Source organism: Treponema saccharophilum DSM 2985, assembly GCF_000255555.1.
In the GTDB taxonomy this organism is placed as follows: Bacteria; Spirochaetota; Spirochaetia; order Treponematales; family Treponemataceae; genus Treponema_D; species Treponema_D saccharophilum.
The window spans coordinates 1-14,143 of record NZ_AGRW01000024.1 but is presented as its reverse complement, the minus strand read 5'-3'; the positions used below and the strand labels follow the sequence as shown (position 1 = coordinate 14,143).

General features: G+C 55.4%; 17 protein-coding genes and 1 tRNA gene. 3 read left to right on the top strand and 15 right to left on the bottom strand.

Translation table 11 applies throughout. The features are described 5' to 3' along the window. Window positions 1–29 precede the first annotated feature (29 nt). The 3 genes from TRESADRAFT_RS00695 to TRESADRAFT_RS00685 all read right to left on the bottom strand — a co-directional run bounded on the left by TRESADRAFT_RS00695 (window position 30) and on the right by TRESADRAFT_RS00685 (window position 1,930). Window positions 30–587 (bottom strand): 50S ribosomal protein L25, encoded by a 558-nt coding sequence (locus TRESADRAFT_RS00695; RefSeq protein WP_002701888.1) that lies wholly within the window; start codon window positions 585–587, stop codon window positions 30–32. A gap of 162 nt (window positions 588–749) precedes the next feature. Further along, complete coding sequence (gene spoVG / locus TRESADRAFT_RS00690; RefSeq protein WP_002701886.1) at window positions 750–1,037, bottom strand: septation regulator SpoVG; 288 nt, start codon at window positions 1,035–1,037, stop codon at window positions 750–752. A gap of 38 nt (window positions 1,038–1,075) precedes the next feature. After that, window positions 1,076–1,930 (bottom strand): 4-(cytidine 5'-diphospho)-2-C-methyl-D-erythritol kinase, encoded by an 855-nt coding sequence (locus TRESADRAFT_RS00685; protein WP_159100013.1) that lies wholly within the window; start codon window positions 1,928–1,930, stop codon window positions 1,076–1,078. A gap of 204 nt (window positions 1,931–2,134) precedes the next feature. Between TRESADRAFT_RS00685 and TRESADRAFT_RS00680 the strand changes: the two genes are divergently transcribed. Continuing rightward, window positions 2,135–2,410: a hypothetical protein gene (locus TRESADRAFT_RS00680; protein WP_002701882.1), complete on the top strand. Its 276-nt coding sequence runs from the start codon at window positions 2,135–2,137 to the stop codon at window positions 2,408–2,410. A gap of 86 nt (window positions 2,411–2,496) precedes the next feature. Here the strand turns inward: TRESADRAFT_RS00680 and rsfS are convergent, their stop codons facing one another. The 10 genes from rsfS to TRESADRAFT_RS00630 form a co-directional block, all read right to left on the bottom strand. Then, a complete protein-coding gene (gene rsfS / locus TRESADRAFT_RS00675) occupies window positions 2,497–2,847 on the bottom strand; it encodes a ribosome silencing factor (RefSeq protein WP_002701879.1) in 351 nt (116 codons plus the stop codon). Window positions 2,848–2,886: 39 nt separating this feature from the next. Next, window positions 2,887–4,095: an LCP family protein gene (locus TRESADRAFT_RS00670; RefSeq protein WP_002701877.1), complete on the bottom strand. Its 1,209-nt coding sequence runs from the start codon at window positions 4,093–4,095 to the stop codon at window positions 2,887–2,889. Beyond that, window positions 4,092–4,670 carry a bis(5'-nucleosyl)-tetraphosphatase (symmetrical) YqeK gene (gene yqeK / locus TRESADRAFT_RS00665; protein ID WP_002701876.1) on the bottom strand — a complete coding sequence of 193 codons (579 nt, stop codon included), beginning with the start codon at window positions 4,668–4,670 and terminating at the stop codon, window positions 4,092–4,094. The genes TRESADRAFT_RS00670 and yqeK overlap by 4 nt, the downstream gene beginning before the upstream one ends. Next, entirely contained in the window at window positions 4,651–5,307 is a 657-nt protein-coding gene (nadD, locus tag TRESADRAFT_RS00660) for a nicotinate (nicotinamide) nucleotide adenylyltransferase (RefSeq protein WP_002701874.1), read from the bottom strand. Before nadD ends, yqeK begins: the two co-directional genes overlap by 20 nt. After that, a complete protein-coding gene (gene obgE / locus TRESADRAFT_RS00655) occupies window positions 5,304–6,467 on the bottom strand; it encodes a GTPase ObgE (protein ID WP_002701872.1) in 1,164 nt (387 codons plus the stop codon). Before obgE ends, nadD begins: the two co-directional genes overlap by 4 nt. A 106-nt stretch (window positions 6,468–6,573) precedes the next feature. Next, entirely contained in the window at window positions 6,574–6,828 is a 255-nt protein-coding gene (rpmA, locus tag TRESADRAFT_RS00650) for a 50S ribosomal protein L27 (protein ID WP_002701870.1), read from the bottom strand. Between the two features lie 20 nt (window positions 6,829–6,848). After that, window positions 6,849–7,205: a ribosomal-processing cysteine protease Prp gene (locus tag TRESADRAFT_RS00645; protein ID WP_002701868.1), complete on the bottom strand. Its 357-nt coding sequence runs from the start codon at window positions 7,203–7,205 to the stop codon at window positions 6,849–6,851. A gap of 8 nt (window positions 7,206–7,213) precedes the next feature. Continuing rightward, window positions 7,214–7,525 carry a 50S ribosomal protein L21 gene (rplU, locus tag TRESADRAFT_RS00640; RefSeq protein ID WP_002701866.1) on the bottom strand — a complete coding sequence of 104 codons (312 nt, stop codon included), beginning with the start codon at window positions 7,523–7,525 and terminating at the stop codon, window positions 7,214–7,216. Window positions 7,526–7,690: 165 nt separating this feature from the next. Next, window positions 7,691–7,763 (bottom strand) — tRNA-Lys (locus TRESADRAFT_RS00635). 57 nt (window positions 7,764–7,820) lie between these two features. Further along, window positions 7,821–8,537, bottom strand: coding sequence for a DUF2259 domain-containing protein (locus TRESADRAFT_RS00630; RefSeq protein WP_002701864.1), 717 nt, complete (start codon window positions 8,535–8,537; stop codon window positions 7,821–7,823). Between the two features lie 190 nt (window positions 8,538–8,727). Here TRESADRAFT_RS00630 and TRESADRAFT_RS00620 point away from each other — a divergent pair, with 190 nt between their 5' ends. Continuing rightward, entirely contained in the window at window positions 8,728–9,555 is an 828-nt protein-coding gene (locus TRESADRAFT_RS00620) for a hypothetical protein (RefSeq protein WP_141607021.1), read from the top strand. 44 nt (window positions 9,556–9,599) lie between these two features. Here the strand turns inward: TRESADRAFT_RS00620 and TRESADRAFT_RS00615 are convergent, their stop codons facing one another. Next, entirely contained in the window at window positions 9,600–10,214 is a 615-nt protein-coding gene (locus TRESADRAFT_RS00615; protein ID WP_002701860.1) for a diacylglycerol/polyprenol kinase family protein, read from the bottom strand. 12 nt (window positions 10,215–10,226) lie between these two features. Then, entirely contained in the window at window positions 10,227–13,151 is a 2,925-nt protein-coding gene (gene flcA, locus TRESADRAFT_RS00610) for a periplasmic flagellar collar protein FlcA (RefSeq protein WP_002701858.1), read from the bottom strand. A gap of 97 nt (window positions 13,152–13,248) precedes the next feature. On the opposite strand from flcA, the gene TRESADRAFT_RS00605 reads away from it, so the two are divergent. Next, a complete protein-coding gene (locus TRESADRAFT_RS00605; protein ID WP_002701856.1) occupies window positions 13,249–13,974 on the top strand; it encodes an early set domain-containing protein in 726 nt (241 codons plus the stop codon). Window positions 13,975–14,143: the final 169 nt, after the last annotated feature.

Sequence of the window (14,143 nt, the reverse complement as noted above, 5' to 3'; positions counted from 1 at the left end):
GACTTTTCTGTCAACGGATTTCCGCTGCGTTATTTAGCGCGGGGCGGTGCGACAGTGATGATTTCAGCATCAGCCGGCGTAAGGACGGTGACGGCATCGCCGAGGTTGAGGTCTTTCACAGAGAAGACATCGCCGATGTTGATTTTAGAGACATCGACAACGATGCGCACGGGAAGGTCCTTCGGGAGCGCGCAGACGCGAACCTCAGGAATGTGCCTGACCATGAATCCGCCCTTGAGAACGCCGGCAGCAGTTCCCGTGTACTGGAGTTTGTATGAGCGGACAACTTTCTTCGTGTTCGACACGGCGAAGAAATCGGCATGGAGGACGGTGTCCGTCATGATGTCATACTCTACATCAGAAATGAACGCATCGCATGATTTTCCGTCAACATCGAGCGTAACGAGCGTCGTCTTCGTGATGTTGCGCCAGACCTTGTTGAATTCCACTGAGTTTACAGTGATTGAAGTTGCTTTTCCCGCTTCGTCATAGACGACAGCAGGGATGTTTCCCGCGGCGCGGATAGCTTTTGCCGCTTTCTTTCCTGTCTCGTTGCGTACTTTTGCAGCAATCGTGAACTGTGCCATTTAAGGACTCCTAAAAAAATGTTTTTTTGGAAAGACCTGCACCGTAAGTGCGAATTGATTTATTCAAACCCCATCGTTCATCACGCCAGAGCTTTCCATTTTACACGGAAAATGCGGAATCGAACCGCACTCAGGCACCAGCTTTTCCGTAACGCGAACCGACTACTCATCGGCAGCCGATTCGTCAAAATGCCCCGCATTATATTCCGCGAGTATCTTCTCCTGAAGGGCACTCCGGAATTCAGGGCTTATAGGATGCGCGACATCCTTGTATTCGCCGCGGGACGTCTTCCGGCTCGGCATAGCTATGAACAAACCGGTTTTCCCCTCGATTATCTTCACATTGTGGACGACAAAGCAGTTGTCGAACGTGACCGTGACATAAGCGCACAGCTTGCTTCCGTCATCTGCCTTAGAGACCTTTCTGATTCTCAGCTCCGTGATTTCCATATTGCACCTCCGTGTCAAAAGTTCCGCAGAGTCCCGCATTACGCGAGAACGCACCGCCACCGTCTTCCCAAAGCGGAAGCAGCCGAGGAAGCCGTCTCCCGGCTCGAAAAGACGCCGAAAACCGACGAGCCCGAACCGGACATATCGGCAAATTCCGCGCCAGACTCCAGCAGGGCGCCGACAGCCTCGCCTATTTCGGGATGGACGGCGGACAGAACGCGCGTAAAGCTGTTCCTGAACCGCCACCCGCGAACCGCACCGTTGTACTCGTCCTCATAAGACTCAAAATCGATGTAGCCGCCGACATCCCCTTCCTCGCCGTATTCCCTGTCGAGCAGAGAATACGCTTCCTTCGTCGAGCTGAACACGTCGGGAAGGACGAGCACGACATGCAAGTCGCGCGCGCGAATCTCCCTGACGACCTCGCCGCGCCCGGAAACAAGCGCGGCCCCAAAACCGGAACGAAGCCCAAGGAAAAAGAACACGTCGCTTCCGACATCGCCCGCGACGGCATCGGACAAACCGGAATCGAGACAGATTCCGTTCAAATCCGCAAGCGCGCGGAGGAAACTCGCGGCATCGGAAGAACCTCCGCCAAGCCCTCCCCCCGCGGGAATCCGCTTTTTGATGGAAACCGAAACGGAATCCCCGCATCCCGTCAAACCGACGAACGAGCGGTACGTTCTCGTTATGGTATTGTCCTCCGGAAGGCTCATCGCGTCGCACGAGACGTAGCACTGCCCGCGCCCCGGAACGAGCCCGACCTCAATTTCATCACAGAGACCAACTGTCTGGAAAATGCTTTCTATGCCGTGGTACGTGTCACCTTCTTTTTTTCCGAGCACGCGCAAACCGACATTTATCTTCGCAGGAGCAAAAATTCTCACAGACACGTCCATCATTTTACAGCCAACAAGAACCTCAAGTCAATCACGCAGACGAAATAGAAGAACGCAAAAAAAACGGGCCGGAGAATGGAAAAGCGTTTTAAGCGCGTTATACTTGTTTGTCCGAATTCGCAGCCGAAGCAATTGACACAAAATCCTCTCTCAATTACAGTTTTTCCATCACCAACAAAAAACACAAGGAAGGCATTTATGCTCGAAGACGACAATCTTTATGAGTTTTCGTACGACGACGAGTACGACGAGAATTTCATGGAGCCCGAACCGATTTTCACCGAGAACAACGACTTTGAGAACGCATGCGACGAGCTTGATTCTCTCGACGACGAATTCTACGATGAGATGTTCGATGACATGGGCGATACCGACGACGCGGAGCCGAAGACGGCGCGAGGTGTCCTCCAGAAGGAGCCTGTGCTCGCATTCAGCGCGGACGAGGAATTCTTGGACGACTTCGATGACGAGTAGGGTTTTGTCCCCTTCGACATGAAAAAGACCGGGAAACGGATTTTCGTTTTCCCGGTCTTATTTTTTTTCCGCCAGAAAAAGCGGAATTACTTCAGCACGGTGCCGGCGTGCCAGAGCTTCTCAAGCTCGTAGAAGGCGCGCGCGGACTCCGACATCAGATGCACGACGACAGGCCCGATATCGATGAGGTTCCAGTCGTCGCCGTTCGACGATTTCTGGTGGACGGTATGAATCTCCATGCCGTTCTCCTTCGTGTAATCCTTGACCTGTTTCGCAAGCCCCTGCCAATGCGCGGAGCTGTGTATCGTCGCGATAACGAAATAATCAGTCCAGCTGTTGAGCTCGGACACATCAAGAACGCGGACATTCTCCGCCTTCCCGTCCTCGAGAAGCCCCGCTATCTCAAGGGCTTCCTCGCATGCAGTTTTCTCTGCCATTTTCTTCTCCTTCAAATCAACCATAATGAAGCCGCGTCCTCAGCGGACATACCGCCCGTCAAAATCGTTTCCGAGAATCAGCGTGAAATCGACATTCGCGTCGGTCTCGTAATCAATCTCCTCGTCGATTATGTTCGTGCAGTGGATGAAGTCGCCGAGCTGCTTCACCGCCTCAGAATTCCCGATGTGGTTTATTATGACCGTCTTCTCGTAATCCTGCGTCGAGGCGTTCGTCGTGCTCAGGACATCGTAGCCCGCGCTCTGCAGAAGCACGGACGTATTCCGCGCGAATCCCGTCTTCGTCGTTCCGTTCTGGATTTCGAGTACGTAGACGCGGTTGACGTTCTCGTCGTCTGAGTTGACGAGCGCGTTCGACGCCTGCTTCACGACATCCTTTATGAGGTCGCCGTCGTAGAACGGGAAGAGGAGCACCTTTCCGTCGACGACACGGCGCGTTCCCGTTATCGCCTGCGGGATGAGGCGCTCGGAATCGACCTGGATAAGCTCGGAAAAAAGCCTGAACAAATCGTCGGGGGCGAGGTTCGCGCTGAATTTCTTGCTGACGGAGTCGAACGTCACCCGGTCGCCCAGAATGCGCTGGTTCTTCCCGAACGCGTTGAAAATCGAGAGCATGACGTTCTGCCTGCGCTCGATGACGTCGTCCTCGGAATCGTCCGCCTTCGAGAACGTGAGGTACGTGTGAATCTTGTCGCCGTCGAGGTTGACGACGCCGCTCGGAAGAAGCCAATGCTCGCCGTCGTCGCTCTTCGCGTCAACGGAATCGGGGATGAACACCTTCATGCCGCCGAGCATGTCCGTAAGCTCGCCGAAATCCTCGAGCTTGAAAACGACATAGAACGGAATCGTCTGCCCGATGAGGTTCTCTATCTCCGATTTGTAGACGTCGATACCCTTCTCCGCGTAAATCGCATCGATTCTGTCGACGCGGTCGAGGCTCCGGTAGATTGCGCCCGTGTTCCCGAGGATGTTTATCAGCGCGCCGCGCTTCGTCGGCGGATAATAGATGAAGACATCCGTAAAGAGCACCTCGCCCTTGTCCTCCATCACGAAAAGCGTCTTGACAACGCGGTCGCTCTTGAGGTTCTCCGAAAGCGGGTCGGTGCGGAGCGAAAGGGCAAGCCCTACCGCAACGCAGACGAGTATAAGCAATATAAGCGCGAGGAATATGACGCCGCTCTTGCGCTTCGCGCGGCTGTTCATCTCCCTGTCGAACTCGCTTTTCCTCATATTCCACCGCCCGAACGGAGCTGGGCGACCCACGAAACGGTAATCGGAGCCGCGACCTTCCCCTTCTTTTTCAGATAATCGATGTTCTCCTCCGCGACGGAAAGCGCCGCACCGGCAAGCGACATCGAAAGGAGGTTCTCCCTGTATTCGTCGGTCGACTGCGGGCGCCCCGGCTCAATCTTGTCCGCAACGAAAAGGATTTTCCCTAGGTCGCACAACCCCGGCCGCCCGAACGTGTGGTTTGCGACGGCGTCAAGGATATCCTTGTCGCGAATTCCGAAATCGGAGCGGAGGACGACGGCCGCAGCCCGTCCGTGGAGCAGCCCCGGCTTCGCCTTCTCGACCTCCTCGAACGGAAGCCCGTCCATCGACGCGAGCGAGATTATTTCGTCGTCAGGAATTTCCTTGCATATATCGTGCGCGATTCCGGCGATGCGGCCCGCATCCTCGTCAAGCCCGTACCGCCTGCACATCAGCACGGCAGTATCCGCGACGCGCTCGGAATGGGCGAACCTGCCGCCGGAAAGCCGGCCGCGCGCGAATTCTCTGATTTTCTCAAATAGTTCTGATTCCATAAAGCCTTTTTTCCAAAATATAGTGAAAAACCCCCTCGCTTACAAGGTAACGCCAGACGCCGCCGCACGATATCTTCCTGCGAATCTCGGACGACGAAATCTCGACTTTCGGGTTCATCACGATTTTGTGCGGGTACGGGAAATTCCCGCGCGTCACCCCGGACATGGGATTCTTGCCGTATTTTTCCGTCGGGCTGTTGCAGAATTCGCCGTTGTCCTCGGAATATTTCGGCCTGCACGCGAGAATCAGGTCGGCGCGCTCGGAAAGCTCCTTCGCGTGCTCCCATTTGTCGTAATCCCCGATGAGGTCCTCGCCGAAGACGACGCCGATTTTCCCGTCGATGCGCCCGCGGTATTTCTCCTCGAGATAAAGAACCGTGTCCCACGTGTATGAAACGCCGCCGCGCTCAATCTCGCACGGCTCCGCCTCGAACCTGCTGTCGGAGGAGACCGCCGCGCGCACCATCGCGAGACGGTCCTCCGCCGGGACGCACCCGGACATCTCCTTGTGGGGAGGAATGAACGTCGGCACGAACAGCACCTTGTCGTACCCGAGCTCGCAGCAGACAGAATCGGCAAGAATCAGGTGTCCAATGTGAATCGGGTTGAAGCTCCCGCCAAGAATCGCGATTCTCATTTCTCGCTTCCCGGATATTGGACTTCCATGCCGTCATCTATCGACGTCCCGCCCGCAAACATCGGGTTGAAGAACGACGACTTGTTCCGCTTCGTCAGGAAGCCGCCGTTCGACACGCGCTCGCCGCTCTCGTTCACGGAGGCATTCTCCTTGTCTATCGAAGAAACGAGCTTGAGCAGGGCAACGCGGATGTCGTTCATCCCGATGTGCGCCGCCACGGAAACGGGAAGGACGACCGTATCCGGCTCCGTACGCGCGATTTCCTCGGCGATTTTCCGTGCGTTCTCCGCCGCGCCCTCGACGTCAATCTTGTTGCACAGGACGATATGCGGCTTTCCCGCAAGCTCGGACGAATAGCCCTCAAGCTCGGCGCAGAGCGTCCCGTATGCGGAAAGGCAGTTCTCGTCAGAGCAGTCAATCATGAAAAGGAGTCCCGCCGTGCGCGAGATATGCTTGAGGAACCGTATCCCAAGCCCCTTCCCCTCGCTCGCGCCCTCGATGATTCCCGGGATGTCGGCGATTATTATGTCGCGCTCCTCGTCCGCGTGCAGGACGCCGAGGTTCGGTATTTTCGTGGTGAACGGATACGGCGCGATTTTCGGGCGCGCTTTCGTGAACGCATCGAGAAGAGTTGACTTTCCGGCATTCGGAAAGCCGACGAGACCGATATCCGCCATGATGCTCAGCTCAAGAAGAAGCTTCCTGTATTCGCCGGGCTGACCGGCATTCGCGCGTTTCGGCGCCTGGTTCGTCGACGACTTGAAATGGACATTGCCCCAGCCGCCGTTCCCGCCCTTGAGAAAGACGAACCGCTCGCCGTCCTCCTCCGTCGTGAATTCGCGTATGAGCTCGTTCGTCTCCGCGTCGCGTATCGCAGTTCCCGGCGGGACGCATATGACGACATCCTCGCCGTCCTTCCCGAACCTGTTCCATCCCTGCCCGTCGCCGCCGTTCTTCGCTTTGAAGAACCTTCTGAACCGTATGTTCGCGAGCGTCTTGACGTTCCTCTTCACGCAGAAAACGACATCGCCGCCGCGGCCGCCGTCGCCGCCGTTCGGTCCGCCGTTCGGAATGTATTTCTCGCGCCTGAAGGAGATGCAGCCGTTGCCGCCCTTCCCCGATGTGACCTCGATAATTGCCTCGTCTGCGAATTGTTTCATGTTCCTTCCCTCCAATTCCTGAAAAAAATCCCCGGAATCCGCGCCACTAACAAAAAGCCCGGACGCAGCGAACTGAATCCGGGCTCTTGTGAACGAATGTAAAAACTTACGCCTTTACAGTGACGCCAGCGTACTTCCTGTTGTTGCGCTCGTAGAACGTCACAACACCGTCAGCAACCGCGAACAGCGTATCATCTCCACCGATGCGAACATTGTCGCCCGGGAAAATTTTTGTTCCGCGCTGGCGAACGATGATTGAACCAGCCGTTACGGACTGTCCGCCGTATACCTTTACACCCAAGCTCTTCGGATTTGAATCGCGGCCGTTTTTCGCGCCGCTACCACCTTTACTGCGTCCCATTTTTAGCCTCCGTTTAGATATTAGCCAATTGTATTTTCCCGCAAAAGCACGTAACCGGGATACTCATCAGAAACGGAGGAAACCCCGCTCCGTATGAAATCGGCGACGCACCGCAACCTGGATTCCGCCTCGATTTTATCGGGGCCGCCCAGATTTTCCTGCATGTCTGCACGGAATGCGAGTTTTCCGCGCGCAGAAACGTCAGCATCGAAAGCGACATTCTCGGTATGTGAAAGGACGAGCATCGCCGTTTTCAGGAGCGCGGACACAGCCGCGCAAACGACGTCCGAACCTTTCCGGGAGGAACAGGCGTGTCCGTTAGCTTCACAAGTTTTTACCGCGCCGTTCCTGCCACACGAAAGAGTCACCTCGGTCATGACGGATTTTAGCCGATGATGTTCTCGACTTTGACAGTCGTATACTGCTGCCTGTGGCCGATGAGGCGGTGATAGTCCTTCTTTGACTTGTACTTGAAGACGAGGACTTTCTTGTCCTTGAACTCCTTCTGAACGACAACCTCAACCTTCGCCCCGGCAACTTTCGGAGTTCCGACCTTCACGGTGTCGCCATCGCTGACGAGGAGAACGTCCTCGATAACGATTTTGTCGCCCTCTTTCGCATCAACCAAATCGACATTGATGAGAGCGTCTTTTTCAGCTTTGTACTGTTTGCCTTTGTATTCGAAAAGTGCGTACATTGTAAAACCTCTTATCCGCCGCGAAGTGTAACGGAACTCCAACGGCTCAAAATTGAAATAATAGAATTGGATTATACCCGAATTCAAAAACGAAATTCAACGGAATCGGCGGAAAATCCGCAAAACCGCATAAAAAAGGCCTCGGATTTTTTCCGAGACCTGAAATGAGCTACGATGGACTCGAACCATCGACAGCCGCCTTAAAAGGGCGGTGCTCTACCACCTGAGCTAGTAGCCCGCACTTCCCTCAAGAAGTTCCACGATTATAGCAGAGCAGAATAATTTTTGTCAAGCGCTACAGGCGGATTGTCTCGACCATATAGCGGACGGACGTTCCAGCCGGGTCGGAGACGATTTTCTCCACGACGAAAATAAGGTTCCGGCTTGAGCCGTCCGTAAAAATCCTGTCGATTTTGTAGTCGAGGACGCCGTCCCTCTTTATGTCGGGCGAGCCAACGATATTGCGCGAGACGACGTGGCCGTTCTCGTCCGTTTTCTCCAGCGTGATGAAGAACGACGAGCGCACCCCGCCGGGAACGGACGACGCCGAGATGACGTTCTCCATCGTCTTGACAAGTCTTATATGGTAAAAAATCGAGTGCTCGACGGTGGAGCCCTCCGCATCCTTGAAGATTATCTCGCTGTCACCGGAAACCTTTCCGTCAGCGACGTACAGCACCCTGTCAGAAGGAACCGGCATGCAGCTGAATCGCCGAAGCCACCACGACGAGCGCGACATCAGCGCGTCAAAAACGTCCTTCCCGCTTTTCGAGAACGTATCCGCAGACGGCTTCGTCCTGTAGACGCCGTTCTTCAGGAAATCGTTCTTCTCTATATCGACGGCGTATATTTCCGCATACCCCTGAAAATTCCTGTCCGTCATGCCGTACTCGCCGAACACGTACGTCTTTCCGTCCTCCGATATGCCTATATCGACGAACGCGGCTGCATCCCCACCAAACGCAGAAAGCGATGTGACGAGAAAAAGCAGCGCGCAAAAAAATCTTTTCATATTTCCCCCAAACCACATTTAAAAGAAGGCTCCACCCAATGCGACAGAAAAAAACGGCGGAACCGGATTCCGCCCCGGCAATTCGCCAAGAAACCTGCCCGGAAACGGAATGCCGAACAAGTCTATTACATTTTCGGAAGCGGAAAGCGAGTCTTTACAGATTTCTGCCTTGCATTTATCATTCCCCCTCATGACACTCAAGCAACGAAACAGGCTCATTACCATCCTCATCGTGGCGAGCATCGCGGGGTTTGCCATCTCAGCCGCGACGATAGCGGTCAACGCGGCAAAGTCGAACCTGATTCCGCCGCCGGAGACGATACGGCCGATGAGAATCCTGTCGGCAATCCCGTTCACGCCGGTAAGCTTCGCGGCGACGGCGCTGTCATGCGCGCTGCTCGTGCTTTCCGTCCCCGCGGCGCTTTTCATAATCGAGCGGTACCTCAACAAAACGAAGGCGACGGAAATCGGCTACTTCATCGCATGCCTTGTCGGAATATCGTGCGAGACGGCGCGGATGTTCGTCATGGGGATGCGTCTCTGGCAGACGTTCTCCGACGTGCTGCTGATGCTCGGGCGGATAATTCTTTTCGGGAGGGTGCTGACGACGCTGAGCTTCGTCTTCGCGTCCGTACTGAGCGAGACGAGCCAGCGCCAGGACAACGCGCGGAACATGGCAATTCTGTTCTCCGTGTCGGCACTCGTCGCCATGACGACGCCGCTGAACACCGCAAGGATTCTGTCGACGGGAATGGTGACGGTCGGATTTCCGGACATGTTCAGGCTTCTCACGGCAACGATGGCGGCAACATCGATAGCGGCATTCGTCTACAAGGCAAAAAAGCACGACAGGAAGGAATTCATAACGCTCGCGATAGTCACGGCTGTCCTTTTCACCGGATACGCGACGCTCACGTCGTCGGACTGCTACGCCACGCTCATTTTGGGCGCGGTTCTTTTCTGCGCGGGCATATTCAGATACATTCGCACAATCCACGCGCTCTATCTCTGGAACTGAAAGCTAATCAGGATTTTCTCGGCGATAACGAGAAGAAGGGACGATTACACGAACTGGGCGATTCCGCCGAGAAGGACTGGAATGAGGAGATTGTCGAAATCCTTCAGAGGAAGCACCTCGATGAACGCCCCCGCAACAGCAACAGACATCGCCAGGAACGAGTCTCGCGAGACGAGCCATGCCGAGCAGAATATCGCTCCGAAACAGGTGAGGCTTCCCGCGGCCGTCTTTCCCTGCGTCAGCGGTATTTTCACCATGCCGAACGTTTTCCCCGCAAGGCTCGCAAGCCCGTCCCCGAACGCAAGCGCAAGAATTCCGATTGAGGCGGGAACCTCGTCCCACAAAAGCGACGCGGCCACGATTCCGACGACGAGCGTGACGGGACCGAGCACGAATTTGTTCTCGTCGCGCTTTCTCGCGGCGGCGGCGGTCACATCGGATATGAACGGAATCTCGCGCCCCCTCATGCGGAGCGTCTCGCACACGATGTAGAAAAGCCCCGCGGCTGCAACGGCGCAGACGACGGGAATCCGCGCGAAATGTATCCCGAGCGGGACGAACGCCGTGCAGATATGTATCGTCTTGCGGAAGAATTCCTTGCTGAGGGAATTGAGTTTCCGCCTCGCCTCGATTCTCTCGTGAACGCAGAACAACTTCATAGGGAATCCCCGCTACTCAAGGACTTTCTCGTCGGTGAGAATTTTCGGAATCTCCGTGTATATCTCAGGCTCGAAGTCGGGAATCGGATGCGTCGCATATTTCGAGTTGGACGCGGCAAGGCTTCCCTCGTTCTTCCGCACCATCGTGCTGAGGTCGCGCGTCAGCGCATCGTTCGCGCGGAGGGCAACGGAGAAGCGGACGAGCGATTCCGCATAGTAGTTGCTGTTCCCGGTCTGCTTCGCAAGCTTGTAGAGCGTGACGCCGAGATTGTTGTTCGCGCGGAGATACATGTCGACGAGCTCCGTGTCGTCGTCCTTCGTCTGCGGGAAAAGGATTCCCGTCCGGCTTGTCGTGACGCCGCGCTCGATGTCGAGGATGCGGAGCAGGTCGGAATAATAGCTCTGCGCGGCAAAGTTGTCGCCCCTGAGCGAGAGGACATTCGCGAGCGCGATAAGGAGGTTCGGATCGGAATAATTCGTCTCGGAAACCTTGATGAACGACGAGAGCGCGGAATCGTAATCCTTCTTGTTGTAGCGGATTGCGCCGACCCTGTAGTTTATCGACGGCGTGTCGTTCTTCATCCGAATCGACGTCTCATAATTTCCGAGGGCGCTGTCGATATCGCCCGTGATGAAATAGTTTATGTCGCCCAGGTCGGCAAAAAGCCGCCCGACGTTGACGTCTCCGGAAAGACCTATCCTATCGTGCTCGTCGTTGAAAAGCGTTATCCCCTTCGTATAGACGTCCTGTGCTTTTATGTACTCGCGCTCGCCGGAATACAGCTCGCCCAAAAGGCGCGTCGCGTTCACCTCGCGGTAGACGTTCTGCTTCGTCCGCACCTTCTGCTTGTCGAACAGGCTTATCGACGTGAGAAGCTCCGATTTTGCCTGAGCCGTGTAGCCGTTGTGGATGAAATACCTCGCGAGGTTGTACCTTCCGACAGGCGCGGACGGGTCGAGGTTCACGGCAATCTCGAGCATGCTCCTGACGTCCTCTATCGACGCGCGGAGATATTCGTCGTTCTTGCTGAGCTTCCCGTAAAGCTTGTCGAGAAGATATCCGCTCAGCTCCGTCCAGTCGGCGGCGGAAAGGGAATTTTTCTTCGGGTAGAACATTCCTTTGTAGACGAGAACGTTCCTGAGCTGATCCGTCCGTATGTAATAGCGGAGCATCCTCGACAGATAGAGGTTGCTCTTCGGGAACCTCGTCTTGAGGTCGTTGTAGAATTCAAGCGCGTCCTCGAATTTCGACGGGTCCTCATACGCCCACTCGAGGAAAATATCCCCAAGGAGAAGCTCGCCGTCGGGGTCGTTCAGATGATTGTCGAGCACGTACCGCCTTACGATTGCCTCCGCCTTCGCATAATCCGCCCTGTCGTAAAGCTCCATCTCCGCGTACTCAAGCCCGGCCCGCTTGTCGTAATTGAAGAAGCCGAGGATTTTCCTGTACATGAGGGCGGCGCGCTCATACTGCTTGTGCTCCCGGTATCCGCTCGCGTACTTGAAGAACCACTTTTTCTTGGGCCGGTACGACACCGCCTTGTCGAATTTCTCCTCCGAAAGCGGGTACTCGTTGTTCTGGAGGTGCTCGTATCCCTGCCTGTAGTTTATCTCCGCCATGACGGGCTTGTAGATGAACTGCTGCCCCGCCTTGAAAAGCCCCAGCGCCACCACGCACACGACGATGAACGCGAGCGCCGCGGGAATTATCCTGTTCTTGAGCTGATACTGGAACGACGACTTGTACGCCTCGTACTGCTCATACGAACGGTGCTCGAAATCGCGCGGGATGTCTATCGATATGTCGAGCATCTTCTCGAGCTGGGCGGCAATCTGCCGTGCCGAGGTTCTCTTGAGAATTTTCTCGATTATCTCGAAGATTGCCTCATCTGTGAACGCGCTGGAATCGTCCTTCGAAATGAAATCCTCGATGATGACCCTGAGGTTGAGCGGATATTCCGAAAGGTTCTTCTTGAACCGCTCGTACTCCTCCTCCGTGAGGGAATTCTTCGGTTTCTGCACCGCCTTGGAGAAGTCGGCGACATCGACGCTTTTCTTCCCAAGGTCGGCGAATTCCGAATCGGTGACGCCGGGAATCTCGAATTCGTCGGCGTCGGAAAGCATGAAGTCGTCGTCGGAACCGCTTCCGGTGACAGGAAATTCCTCGCCGTCGTCCCCCGCAAAGTTGATGTTCTCCATCACATCGGGATCGAAATCATCCATATGGAATTCCTCGCCGGCTCCTTCCTCGCCCCACATCGGGTCGGAAGCCCCATCAGCGGAAGAACCGTCCGCCCCCGCGCCGTCAGCAAATTCGCCGTCAGGAATCTCGTCAGCTCCCGCCGCCCCTGCATCCCCGAATTCGGGCGCGGCTTCCCCTTCGTCGGGGGACATTTCTGAGCCTAATTCATCATCGGCTGCGGGAGAAACCGGCTCGCCGGCGTCAGCGGGCGCCACTTCGGCATTCCCGCCATCGGAAAGGAACTCCTCAAAGCCGTCCGTGCCGGGAAAATCTTCGGAACCGGCGTCCATGTCATCCGTCCCCGAACCGTTCTCCTCCCCGGAAAGAAGGCCGCCGAGCACATCGTCGTCGGGCAACGGATTCTCTTCCGCAGCGCCGTCCTGGGAGCCGAGCACGTCCTGCCCGTCGCCAACGGGCGCCCCATCGCCGGCATTTCCGCCGTCAGAAGGACCTAGAAGCGAGCTGAGAATATCCTCGTCGTCCTGAGCCGCGCTTTCCACGGCAGATTCCCCGTCCTCGGCCTCTTTTCCTGACGGAAGCCCCGAGATGAACTCGTCAGAATCGTCCTTGTCCTCGACGTCACCGGGAATCTGCGGATACGACAACCTCTCGCCGCGTTTTGCCCTGACGACTTCCTCGTCACCGATTTTCTTTATGTCTTCACTGAATTTTTCGAGCTGCTTTAAACCAGGCATCGCCTTCTCCCACTAAAAGACGTTCTTTTTCTTATTCTATTTCGGCGTTTTGAATAGTGTCCTTTAGATTTACCGACGGATTCCGATATTATACTATATGAAAACAGTGATTTCAGCAGTCATCGGGTTTCTCTTCCTCGCCTCCGGAATCGCATGGGCGGAGGAGCAGAAAAAGCCCGCGGAAGATACGTACGAATACGACAACATAGTAGCGAACCTGTCCGGAGTCGGCGCGCCGTTCATCTCCGGCGATTACATAGTGTTCACGGCGGAAAACAACGCGAGGAACATCGGAATCGCATTCGACTTCGAAAATTTCAAGAAGATACATTATTTCAACCTTCAGAAACGCACGAACTACGAGGGAGAAGTCACGTCAACCTGGTTCTTTTATATAGTAAAGAAGCCGAAAAAAACGCGCCAGGTCTCATACAGGCTGATAATCGACGGGCTGTGGACGCCCGACCCGAACAACGAGCGCACGGTATTCGACGAAAAAGAAGGGATAACACTCTCGCAGGTGATAATCCCCACCGAAGACCCGGCAATAACCGAGGTTCTTCCGAACGGGCTCACGCATTTCGTCTGCTTCGCAAAGCCCGGCCAGAACGTCAGGATTGGCGGAACGTTCACGAACTGGGATTCATGGATATACTCGATGCGCGAAGTCATCCCCGGCCGATACGAAATCGACATTCCACTCCAGACGGGACTCTACTACTACGCCTACTACATCGGCATGACCCAATTCATCGACGAAACGAACCCCGACCGCGGCTACTCCACGGACGGCAAAGTCGTCTCCTGCATAACGGTAAAATAAAGACCTTTCGTCAAAAACCTGTTCGGGATGACAATTTATTTGCCGCGCCACATTCCGGACAGAGCGCACAAAGCCGCTCCATCTCGCGGGAAAACATGTCCCGAAAACAATGCGGCTTCCATCTCCCCGAGAAAATTTTCCCAAAAACAAAAAAAAACGCGCACAGCAC